11 protein-coding genes and 1 tRNA gene are annotated in these 11,362 nt (G+C 44.5%); 3 read left to right on the top strand and 9 right to left on the bottom strand.

All coding sequences use genetic code 11. From position 1 onward, the window contains the following. Positions 1 to 228: 228 nt before the first annotated feature. From VB836_RS21415 to VB836_RS21400, 4 genes are all read right to left on the bottom strand, one after another. Positions 229 to 1,548, bottom strand: coding sequence for a four-carbon acid sugar kinase family protein (locus tag VB836_RS21415; RefSeq protein ID WP_323222352.1), 1,320 nt, complete (start codon positions 1,546 to 1,548; stop codon positions 229 to 231). Positions 1,549 to 1,589: 41 nt separating this feature from the next. After that, positions 1,590 to 2,240, bottom strand: coding sequence for a hypothetical protein (locus tag VB836_RS21410; RefSeq protein WP_323222350.1), 651 nt, complete (start codon positions 2,238 to 2,240; stop codon positions 1,590 to 1,592). Positions 2,241 to 2,301: 61 nt separating this feature from the next. Beyond that, positions 2,302 to 2,802 carry an SLATT domain-containing protein gene (locus VB836_RS21405; protein ID WP_323222348.1) on the bottom strand — a complete coding sequence of 167 codons (501 nt, stop codon included), beginning with the start codon at positions 2,800 to 2,802 and terminating at the stop codon, positions 2,302 to 2,304. 190 nt (positions 2,803 to 2,992) lie between these two features. Beyond that, on the bottom strand, positions 2,993 to 4,408 hold the full coding sequence (locus VB836_RS21400) for a sensor histidine kinase (RefSeq protein ID WP_323222346.1): 1,416 nt from the start codon (positions 4,406 to 4,408) through the stop codon (positions 2,993 to 2,995). A 378-nt stretch (positions 4,409 to 4,786) separates the two neighbouring features. On the opposite strand from VB836_RS21400, the gene VB836_RS21395 reads away from it, so the two are divergent. Then, the gene (locus VB836_RS21395; RefSeq protein ID WP_046279324.1) at positions 4,787 to 5,095 is read left to right on the top strand and encodes a DUF3155 domain-containing protein; all 309 of its coding nucleotides are present in this window, start codon (positions 4,787 to 4,789) and stop codon (positions 5,093 to 5,095) included. A gap of 242 nt (positions 5,096 to 5,337) precedes the next feature. On the opposite strand, the gene VB836_RS21390 is transcribed toward VB836_RS21395, so the two are convergent. From VB836_RS21390 to VB836_RS21375, 4 genes are all read right to left on the bottom strand, one after another. Further along, the gene (locus tag VB836_RS21390) at positions 5,338 to 5,880 is read right to left on the bottom strand and encodes a cofactor assembly of complex C subunit B (protein ID WP_323222342.1); all 543 of its coding nucleotides are present in this window, start codon (positions 5,878 to 5,880) and stop codon (positions 5,338 to 5,340) included. Between the two features lie 46 nt (positions 5,881 to 5,926). Continuing rightward, complete coding sequence (locus tag VB836_RS21385) at positions 5,927 to 6,289, bottom strand: PadR family transcriptional regulator (RefSeq protein ID WP_323222390.1); 363 nt, start codon at positions 6,287 to 6,289, stop codon at positions 5,927 to 5,929. A 219-nt stretch (positions 6,290 to 6,508) separates the two neighbouring features. Continuing rightward, positions 6,509 to 7,198, bottom strand: a complete 690-nt coding sequence (locus tag VB836_RS21380) for an ATP-dependent Zn protease (RefSeq protein WP_323222341.1) — start codon at positions 7,196 to 7,198, stop codon at positions 6,509 to 6,511. A gap of 6 nt (positions 7,199 to 7,204) precedes the next feature. Further along, positions 7,205 to 8,050, bottom strand: coding sequence for a M15 family metallopeptidase (locus tag VB836_RS21375; protein ID WP_323222388.1), 846 nt, complete (start codon positions 8,048 to 8,050; stop codon positions 7,205 to 7,207). Between the two features lie 503 nt (positions 8,051 to 8,553). Here VB836_RS21375 and VB836_RS21370 point away from each other — a divergent pair. Then, a complete protein-coding gene (locus VB836_RS21370; RefSeq protein WP_323222339.1) occupies positions 8,554 to 9,486 on the top strand; it encodes an AEC family transporter in 933 nt (310 codons plus the stop codon). A gap of 72 nt (positions 9,487 to 9,558) precedes the next feature. On the opposite strand, the gene VB836_RS21365 is transcribed toward VB836_RS21370, so the two are convergent. Further along, positions 9,559 to 9,631, bottom strand: a tRNA-Glu gene (locus VB836_RS21365). Between the two features lie 342 nt (positions 9,632 to 9,973). Between VB836_RS21365 and VB836_RS21360 the strand changes: the two genes are divergently transcribed. Further along, entirely contained in the window at positions 9,974 to 11,338 is a 1,365-nt protein-coding gene (locus VB836_RS21360) for an NAD-dependent succinate-semialdehyde dehydrogenase (RefSeq protein WP_323222336.1), read from the top strand. The last annotated feature ends 24 nt before the right edge of the window (positions 11,339 to 11,362 follow it).

Genomic DNA, 11,362 nt, shown 5'->3' with positions numbered 1-11,362 from the left:
TTTATCGAACTTTAATCACTTTACTGTCTCAGTGAAAATATGTAACACAAAAGGTTCACATGAAAAGCCACCGTTTACTCTGGAGTCAGATGACGGGTTTCCCTGGAAATGTGGAAATTTAGTATAAAGATTTAGCAATCCTAAAAAGCCTATTTGATCAGGAGGGATGAAGGCTATGAAGCTGAGACAACCACCTTGATCGCTCTTGGATCACCCCCTGAACTCCCGTTAATTTTGTTGGCTGAGTCGGCGATAAACCGTAACTAACCCATCCGCATCACCAACATTTCCCGGAAACAACACAACAGGTAAATTGGGAAATTGAGGATGATGATCGGAGGTTTTCACCATAGAACATCCGGCAATAACCTGACCCAATAAACGAGCGGTTTTCAAAGCTAAACCTTTACTCAAAACATCATTAGAGGTAATTCCACCTTTGCTGATTAAAAATCCGATATCTTCGGGTAAACCTCGCACAATATCCATCAATAAATCAGAAACAGCCACGCCAAATTCTAGCCGAACTTCGGTACTACTAAAAGTAAGTTCTTGACGACTGGTGTAAATAACAGGTGTTTTTCCTTCGCGGTGTACTTGCTGAATTTGTTGAAGTATTTGGGTTAATAAATCCTGACGTTGAACAGTGCTATCTTCGAGTAAATGAGAGACATCCACTTCTATTCCCACAATGTTAGATTCTTGCAACAAACGTTCGAGTTGTTGGGTTGATTTCTTCACATGAGAACCCATTAACACCACACCCGGTTTCCCTTCACGGCTGTATTTAGACATTTCTACATCCGGGATAGGTTGAGGGCCAAGGGCGGCGAGGGAGGTGAGGATACTGGCGGCACTGCGAAACAGAAAACGTTTTCCTTTTTTGGCAGTCGCTAAAATATCAGAAGCAAAGTGATCTAAGTCGGTTTGGGTTTCTCCATCAACAACAACACACTGGTTCCCAGAAAGCTGCATGAGGCGATGTTGAGTTCCACTGCGGATATCATCTAAAACAAAGCGTTCAACGGAGGTAGCGGGAATTTTACCGTTTGTTTTTTCCGCCACGTAGTCGGGTAAGTAGCTGTGATGGTAGCCAAATACAGAGTCTTTCGCAAATTCGGTTTCGTGTACCGGAGTGGGAACGCCATCCACTATCAAGTAATGAACGCTATTGCGAGTGATCCGTCCTCCTTCAAAAAAGGCGGGAACGAGGAAATGAGCATCAAAACCACCGAGTTCTTCGGCGATCACGTCCGTTTCAATGGGATAATGACCGCGTAGGGTAGAATCAGAACGACTAACGACGAGGAAATCTTCGATAGACTCTGCGGCGATCGCTTGTTTAAGGTTTTGAGTGACTTCCCGAGTGACGCTGGCGGCTTGTTCTGGGGTTAACGCTCTGGTATTAGTCAGGATAAAGAAAATGGGAGATTGATCACAAAGTCCGAGTCGCAAGGTGTCGATATCCCACTGGGTGAGCAACAAGCAACTGTGAACGGTTTGAGAGCCTGTTGGATCGTCATCGAGTACAATAATTTTAGGTTGCATCGGCTAATATTTGTCGAGTGCATAATACAACAGCCTAACATTTAACGGGTTGAGTGTTTCTGTTGGAGTTGTTTGAGTTTTTGGTGGACTTCTGTCGCCAGTTGTCGTGACTGGTGAAGCAGGCGGCTTTCTTCTGTGCTGCGATCGCCACTCCCCGGCTGAATTAAGCGGTTGAAGTCGGTTTCTAGAAGTTCTTGATGTTCGCTAATAAATTGATGATTTTTGCGAAGAATTTTTTCAGTTTTTAATGCTCTAACCAGATCGCCTCGAATAATTTTTAAAGCAGTGATTACTTCTTCTCGCTGATAAATTTTAACTTGAGAGTTGCCTGCTTGTTCTAAGTGATCATAGAGAATGACGGCCTGTACAATCGTATTATAGCGATCAACTTCATCAAAAATTTGCAATAAATTCGGGCTTCTCAGAGTCGTGATTATTTTATAGAGATCATCAATAATGACTGCCAGTGCTGCTAGAAGATGTATGAAGATTAGCAACGGGTGATGTTGTTCAAATATCGTTGCTAAAATCCCATAACTGATTAAAATCAGGATGGATGTGATTAAGGTTTTACATCCTTCCTTGAGGAATTTTTGCCAGGTTGGTGGTCGATAAACTTGATCCATCCCCAAACCACTGAGGTGTTTGAATTCTCCTTTGGTAATTTCTAAGCCTTGAAGTTCAGATTGCATGGAGAACTATCGACGAGCCACTTCTATAAATTTAGACTCTATTTTAACAGAGTTTGGCTTTTTATGATTGACTTTTATGTTCTTTAGCAAAGGGAGCAATCATCTGTTCTTGTTTGGCTCGTTGAAATGCCCATTCTGGCGTCAGAGGAAGCGGTTTTTTTTCTTCTGAATAAGATAGATTTAACTGCACTAAATCATCGAGTTCCTGTTTTAAGCCTCGAGACTCGACTAGACATTGCAGTAAAAAAGCATCATAGCGATCGCCAATTTGCTCATAAACTCGTGAAGCGGTTTGATGAGTATTGGCTCTTTCATTCGGATTTAAAAAAGTCAGTAAAGGGGCTAATCCCGCGACTAAAATCGAGAGAATAATCTGAATAATGGTTCCCCAAGTATTTTTTTCTTGCCCCAGATCCGCGATGGCTTGAACCCCTGCTAAAGCCGCAAAAACGGTACTGGGAATGCCAATATAAAGATGAGTATTTGACCAGCGAATCGAAACTAAAACGTGCGCCCGACTCAAAATTCGACAAATATTACGGCGATCTTCTGCTCGTGCCATAATATCTTCTCGTTGAACTAGAGAATCCCGGTTAGGGGGGGTGCTGGTTACAGCAGGATCACTGATTGGGGGAGTATCCTGATTCGGTAGATCAGGGTCATTTGTGTTCATGTTAATGGTAGAAAAATTGTAACTCTTTTGAGTGGTGGGTCTAAGTCTGCGACTCGCATTATACGATATTTGGTGAACCTTAAAAAGGGGAATCGCAACCCCACAACTTCAACCCAATCACAAAGGTTGTTCCCTGACCCTGCGGATGAGAAAGTTGGCCGAGGTTGGGTAATTGTAAGTTCGAGTTGACGGGGGAAAAAACTTGTATTTCTGCCTGCATTTGCTTGATTAAGTCGCGAGCGATCGCTAGTCCCAAACCCGTTCCGGGAATGTTACCAGTCGCTTGAATGCCTCGATAACCTCGTTCAAACAAATGTTCTAAGTCTTTGCGGGGAATACCGGGACCTGTGTCACTGATGGTAATTCTTAAGGGATGGGATAATTTGCTGTTTTCTGAGGGAGGATGAACCCGAATGGAGATGCAGCCGTGAGGTGGGGTGTATTTGAGGGCATTGTCAATCAGATTACTCAAAACTTCACGCAAGCCTTGAGAATTGGCTTGTACGAGGGGTAATTGGGGGGGAATCTCAGTAATACAGGTGAGTTGACGTTCTTCTGCGATCGCTTGTGCCGAGAGGATCAAGGGTTCAAGAACGGCTTGGACTGAAGTGGCTTCTAAAAATTGGCCAGCCGGGAGCAATCCTGGGGGTTTTAGACTGGGAGATGGGTGGGGTTGTCCGGCGAGATAGTTGTCTTCGAGATCTTGAACCTGATCGGATGCTAGGGGTAAACGCATTTGTTCTTCGTTGACGGCGAGGGTGTGATCGACTTGTTCAAGCAGTTCTTTGATCCGATCGCTTTCTCGAAGAATCCCATCTGCTATTTTATGGTTTCTATCTTCGGGTAAAAGACGTTTGATCAACAATTTTCCAAAGGTTCGCACTGCTGTCAGGGGACTTTTCAACTGGTGCAGGAGACTGTGTAGGGTATCGTATTGTTGAGCTTGTAATTTTTGCTGCTGTGTAAATTGTTGCTGAAGCCATTGCAAGCGTCGATTTAAAATAAAAGCTGTGGTCAGGGTGTGAGCGATCACTTGAATTTGATGCTGTTCTTGAGGGGTCCAAGGTCGATCTTCTCGGCTCGTGACTAAAAACCCCATGACTACACCATCCCGCATCAGGGGCAAGACGAATTGACGCTGTTCTAAGGGTTGCTGTTCTTCTAGAGGGGGTTTTGATGAAGGGATCTCAAAATTGATTCTAGATTCAACCTCAACCCGGGGAATAGTATTTGCGGGGTTCGATGAGGTTGGGGCCAGCAAACGAGGACGAGACATGAGACTGTCTTCTACATCTAAGCTTGAGGACATCAAGGCTTGACTTTCTGGCTGATTTACATTACTACTTTCGGGATAAGCTGCCACGGGGATCAGTTTTCTGTGACCGCCTTCAACCCAGTCTTCTGTTAAATAGACAATACTCAATGATGCTCCCAAACTGGCTACCAGGGAGACTTGAGCTTGGCAGAGTGTAACGAACTCAGAACGGGTTGGCATGAGGGCAGAGGAGCAAATGATTGGGGGTTAAAGCTTGTGAGCAGTCTGCTTTTCCCGCAAACCCAGTTGATTTTGCGAGCTTATCTTGCATTTTAGAGCATTTTCAACAGATGAGCGACAGCAAGCCCCCTGGTCACTGTCCCAGGCGACTTACCCCTTGAGAATATTTTTTTTCAGCTTTTTTGGCCCTCAGCTCTTTCTATTCCCGAGGGGATAAGTTATGATTAACGTTAATAGCACTGCTTTAGCTTTATGGCAAGGCTTTTTTGTATCAATCTGTTAAAAGATATTGAAATTTTGAGCCAGAATCGATATACTTCTACCGGATTTGGTAGCTAGATTTACAACAAGTCTGCAAAAAACAGGAGGTAACTTAAGTTGGCTAGAAGACGTAAGCGCAAGAGCCGTCGCAGACAAGAAGGCCGTCGGATTCTAGAATGTGTACCCCAATACAGCATTTCTAGTGGAGAAGACAAGCCCGTAACAGCTGCCCGCAAGTTTATTCACGCAGAGGGAATCATTCCTCCAGCATTGCTACTTGTCAAGCGAAACGAACATACCACCGATCGATACTTTTGGGCTGAGAAGGGCTTATTCGGCGCCCAGTATGTCGAAGAAAACCATTTTCTGTTCCCAAGTTTAAAAGAAATAGCAGAGAAAACGACTGCAAGTCCTGCTCGGGCTTAGTTTATGGTGTTGTGGGCAACATCATTTTTTTTTGTCGGACTCAGAGCAGAATCAAGATGAATTCCTAGAGTTGATTGTGATTCGGCAGAAGTGGCCTGACCGATGAGACGCTTAACTAGATGAGTAAGACTTAATTATAACTCTCTAGAAAGCAAATCATACAGGAAGTCTAAATTTTGAGGAGTGAGGACTTCTATCTCCTCTCCGTGATCACCCCTTGCTCAAAGCCTAACTTTACCCGTTTAGTGAGTTTCTTCCCAGGATTTCAACCCAAGAGACTGTTTCAGGGTAGCGAGTTCATCTCGATGTCCTCGAACGGTAATGATACTCTGGGGTTGAGTAACGGAGTCAACAGCCACTTCGAGCTTCAGGGTCACCTGCTCTATGCGTCTAGCTCGTTGCCAATAAAACAGACCCGTTAAGGGAGAAAGAATCACTAGCCCCAGAAACCATTGACCATTCTGCGGAACGATCATGGATAGAACTAGGGCTAAACATAACAATCCTACGGCGGTGAGCAATGTTAAAAAAATAGCCAGAAACCCACTTGGACGAACAAGCCCCTCAAAGATGATTTGATTTTCTTCAGGGTTCGTTTGTGCCACTCGATAAGCCCGTGAATTAAAGTGAAGTTGAAGCTGAGTCAACAAGGACTCAGCCTCTTGTGGAGCGATCAGTTTTTCTTGTTGAATGCGCTCTTTAACAGAAGCCTTAATGAAGAAAAACAGACCGACAACCATTAGGGACGTGAGTACAAAGGTAGAAGGTAAGACAGGAACAGTCATGGGCGACAAGTGAGACAGCTTGAGTAAAAGTTTTCCTTAGAATACTTTACACAAGTTGAGCCTCTCCGGCATACTCCTGAGCATACTCGTACCAAAGACGAGCCAATTCTTGAGCTTTGTTCCGAAATTCAGGAGTGAGTTGATACATTCTGCGAGGACGCCCCCGTCCTTCTACCTTCTTCCAATACCCGGTAATACTATCTTGTGCTTCGAGAAACTTCAGGGCGCTATAGAGTACCGTATCTGACAGTCTGTAGATGGCATATTCTTCTTCTAGTCGGTCAATCAACTCGGTTCCATAGGAATCTCCCTGTAAGACGACAGATAAGATGTAGCAAACCGCCAACTCTTTATTAAGATAAACAGGCGGAGGGCTTTGGAAATAGCGATAAATGTCATCGAAAGTCATAGTCATAGTCATAGTCATTGGATTCTTCCCGCTTAATATGCCTTTCCACAGCAACGGTGGCAAAGGTTGTCCACTGACTGCTTGCTAAATAATTTATCGCGCCTACCGATCAGCATTTAGTCAAGACTGTCACCATTTGAAGGATGAATTAATGCAAATTGCTCGTCAAGGAAGAAAATTAGGGGAATAACGACGGAAAAATGGGCAGTTTGACCGTTTTTAAGGGTTAATTTTTAAGGTTTTCTCAAGAATCTGACAGCATTCTTCGACTGGGGTGCGTTGTCCCATCGCCTCAACTAAGGCTTCATAGGCGGACTGATGTTGTTCAATCAAAGTTTGGGCTTGTAGAGTCGCCCAACGCTCTTTGAGAGTAGCTTCCGAAAGAGGGCGTCTGAGTTGTCTCCAAACGGTTCTAATTTTTCCTCGATCTTCAGCGCCGCCTTCTGCTTTGTCATAAACTAAAATTTCTGCTGCGATTCCCGCCATCCAAACGGTGCAGTAGCGATCAATTAATTGGCCGGAAAGCTGACCTTGTTGCAGTTGTCCCAACAACTCTCTATCATTAAACTGAACGCCACCTTGAGCCGTTTGTCCCTGTCTCCAGGCTTCGAGAGCATTCAGGGCGTAACCTGTGATGGGAATATTCATTAAATAGGCTACCAGAAAATGTCCAGCTTCGTGACGGAGGATGCGATCGCGTTTTTCTGGAGAAATTCCTTCTATACTTTCAATTAAAACGGTTGAACCCTGACCTTGGAGCGCTAGGGTATCAATGGTCCCCAAAACGAGCAGCGAAAACACTAAACTTGCAGGAATGATAGGAGATAAATGAATTAATGGCCCGAGCAGAGCGGACATCGTTAGGGTAAAAATCGTAATCGCAATCAGATTTAGGGACGTTTGCTTCATAACAGATTAGGGTTCGATCTCAGCTTCGGGGATATCAAGGGAATTTTCCAACTTTGACTTGGCTTTATAAAACGTTTCTAGACTATGGCGATCGCCAACATAACGCCAATGCCAGGGTTCATAACTCACCCCTTGAGGATTGTCTTGGGGAAAGGATAACTCAAAACTGTAGAAAGCTGCATTTTCAGCCAACCACTCGAAGGCTTTTGTTTTTTCAAAGCTGACAGCCAGATGAGTATCGGGAAAATCTGCATCCCCAACATCGAGAGCATAACCTGTATGATGTTCGCTATAACCCGGAGGAGCGCTCACTTCAGCGCGTTTGCTGGCATTTTGTCCCCGTTGGGCTTTCACCTCAAAAAACAGATATTCTTGATCTTGAATGGTGCGAAATCCAGATAAAGGAATTAAGCGAATTCCCTCTTGCCGAGCGCTATCTGCCATTTCTAGGTAAGCTTGGGCAGCAGCAGAACGCAATTTAATGCTGCCATCTGCTGTAATATTTTTCAATTCATCTGGGGATGCTTCTTCGTAGGGAAGATGTCCAAGCAAGTCTTCTGAGGGTTGATCACCGGAACTCGCTTCCTCTGTTAAGGGGTTTTCCCCAGCCGGAGAAGCCGTCGCAGAGACTGAGGGTTCAGTCGAAACAACGGTTGGGTTGGGTTGCGCTAAGTCGCTTGGTGCCTGTGTCATCAAGATGCCAAACTGGTAGTTGAGCAACAGCGTCAGACCAAATGCTATTGTAGCGAGTCCCAGTAACTTCCAAAACAGCCACTTTCGCTGCGACTGGCTGGCGGTGGGTTCAGTATCGTTAGGATCTCGAATGGCTTCCGGGATATCTTCTGCAACCATTTCGGAGAGGGGTTGTGTGTTTTCGGGCAGACTTGCGTTATTCAACAGCTTCACTCCTGCTTTTCGTCAAAGCACCACTTATCGATTTTAGACTGAGAGTTGAAAATTATCAGCATTAAGTTTAGGATTTAGGCAGCTTTACTCAAATCTAGTGTAAAAGCTGCGTGATGCAGCACTTAAACACCCTAACCCACTCTCAGAGGCTTACAAGCTCTAATTTTTGAGTCTTGATTTGGCGATTCAACCTTTTAATATAAGGTAAAAGCCGCAATGGGTATCCTTTTTACCAAAGATTAATTTTCCAACATTATACAATTGAGTTTTCAATAACAACTATCACTGTTCCGGATCGGTTTATATATTTTTGGGCTGGGATTGATTTCTTGGGGAATTCCTCAAAGGTTCGGCTGAAAATTAGAGATAAAAAAGCTAATTTATTTTTGAATAAATCGCGAAAAAATGATGATTAAATTCACCAAAATTCGAGGCTCATCTCTAAGATAATGACTCAACTTCTACAACTCTATCAATGGTTAATTGGCGGAGTCCTTTTGGGATGGATTCTCAGACTTATTTTACCCTCTTTTGTTCCCGTTTGGATTGGACGATTTTTATTTTGGGTTGGGGTTCCTGTCGGAATTTTTGCATTTTTACGTCAAGCTGACTTATCGGGAGGAATTTGGTTAGCCCCGGTTGTGGCGTGGATAGCCATTTTATCGGGTGCGAGTTTGGCTTGGGTTTGGATCAGTCAAAAACGCCATGATTCTCATCTCAATCTATCTTGGAGTCGCCCTACTCAAGGGAGTTTTATTTTAAGTTCAATGGTGGGAAATACGGGTTATATTGGTTTTCCTGTTATCTTATCATTGGTGGGAACAGAATATTTTGGTTGGGCGGTATTTTATGATGGTTTGGGTTCTGCTATTGGCGCCTATGGGTTGGGAGTATTATTAGCAGCTAAGTTTGGTTTAGAGACTCAAAACCCTCTATCTTTGATGATAGTCATGTTGAAAAATCCGGCGTTGTGGAGTTTAGGGTTTAGCTTGGTTTTTCGGGAGGTTCCTTTCCCTTCTGGAGTCGAACAGAGTTTACGAGTAACGGCTTGGAGTATGATTGCTTTATCGTTGATTTTGATGGGAATGCGCTTGAGTCAACTGTCTTCTTGGCGTTATTTGAAACAAGCTTCTGTCAGTCTGACGATTAAAATGTTTATTGTTCCGTTGGTTATCGGTACAATTCTCTCGATTTTGGGCGTTAGGGGTTCACCGCTCTTGGTTATGGTATTATTAATGGCAACTCCCCCTGCTTTTGCAACGTTGGTGTTAGCAGAAGCGTTTAATCTAGATCGGGAGTTAACGGTTACGACTCTCGCTGTCGGTTCTGTCGTTTTATTAATAACTCTACCGTTTTGGTTGTTCTTATTTGGATCGTCATAACGATTAGCCCTAAAAAGAGTTTAAGCCTGAGTGTATAGAACCTCAAGCTTTAACTCGGTGTTTATTTTTTAATACCCCCAAGGGAATTCGAATCCCTGTCGCCTCCGTGAAAGGGAGGTGTCCTAGGCCTCTAGACGATGGGGGCAAAACTTGTGTTTAGCATTTCTTGCCTTTCACCTTTACTACTATAGAGAGATTATTCTTGGGTGTCAACCCCTTTGGCAAAATTTTTTGGAGATCCATGAGGAAATTCGCTGAAACTCCCTTGCAAGTTAGCTTGTAGGATTGAATACCGTTAACCTTGAGGAGGGTTAACTGGAGAGGATGTCAATCTCCATTCTTTTGTGAAATGTATCGATTTATGTAGACTGATCAGCAACAAATAAGTTAAACAAGAGTTAGGAGTTGTTCAGAGTTAGGATAAAGGAGAACGGGACAGGCCTAGAAACCCGTCCGAACTTTTATCTTAAAAAAACTAAAAGTTACTATGGGGATTGCTACAATAAATCCAGCGACAGGGGAGTTGCTGAAGACATTTGAAGCGTTAACAGACGCTCAAATCGAAAACAGTCTCAGCCTCGCCCAACAAGCCTTTGAACAGTATCGGCATCTGCCATACGAACAAAAAGCCAACTGGATGCAGAATGCGGCGAATATTCTTGAAACTGATGCCGAGAAATTCGCTAAACTGATGACGCTGGAAATGGGAAAACCTCTCACTTCAGCGATCGCAGAAGCCAAAAAAAGCGCTTCGGTTTGTCGCTACTACGCTGAAAACGCCGCTCAATTTCTCGCCCCTGTTCCGGCTGAAACGGATGCGAGTCAAAGCTACGTGCGCTATGAACCTATGGGCATTATTTTAGCCGTCATGCCCTGGAATTTTCCCTTTTGGCAAGTTTTGAGGTTTGCGGCACCAGCACTGATGGCGGGGAACGTCGGCTTGCTCAAACACGCTTCCAATGTACCCCAATGTGCGCTGGCGATCGCTGAAATTTTCACTGAGGCGGGTTTTCCCGAAGGCGTGTTTCAAACCTTGCTGATCGGATCGGATAAAGTCGCTCAAGTGATCGCTGATGATCGCGTCAAAGCGGGAACCCTCACCGGAAGCGAACCTGCGGGCATGAGTTTCGCCTCTCTTGCCGGGAAACACATCAAAAAAACGGTATTAGAATTGGGGGGTAGCGATCCGTTTATCGTCCTCGAAAGTGCAGATCTAGAAGCGGCGGTGGAGTCGGCAGTCACCGCTAGAATGTTAAATAATGGTCAGTCGTGCATTGCAGCCAAGCGCTTTATCCTAGCCGAAGCGATCGCCGATCAATTTGAACAGGGTTTAGTTAAAAAATTCCAAGCTTTAAAAATCGGTGATCCGATGGCAGCCGATACGGATGTCGGGCCGTTAGCAACACCTGACATTCTACAAGATATCGACAACCAAGTGAAAGCCTCCGTCGCAAAAGGTGCTAAAGTGCTGATAGGCGGTCAACCCCTGGCACAACCGGGAAACTTTTATCCACCCACCATCTTGAGTGATATCCCACCCGGAACCCCCCCCTACGAGGAAGAATTTTTCGGCCCTGTAGCGTTAATGTTCCGTGTCTCCACCCTCGATGAAGCGATAAAATTAGCAAATAGCACAGTCTTTGGTTTGGGTGCAAGTGCATGGACTACAGATGAAGCGGAGCGCGATCGCTTAATCTCAGAGCTAGATGCGGGTGCTGTCTTTATCAACGGTTTAGTCAAGTCTGACCCGCGTTTACCCTTTGGTGGAATTAAACGCTCAGGCTACGGACGAGAGTTAAGTATTCAGGGCATTCACGAATTCGTCAACATCAAAACCGTTTGGATTCAGTAAAAATCATTCGGAATTGAGGATTCA

Source organism: Limnoraphis robusta BA-68 BA1 (genome assembly GCF_034932365.1).
GTDB classification, from domain to species: Bacteria; Cyanobacteriota; Cyanobacteriia; order Cyanobacteriales; family Microcoleaceae; genus Capilliphycus; species Capilliphycus robustus.
Note: the sequence above shows the minus strand (reverse complement) of the source record. Positions and strands in the feature narration are given on the sequence as shown.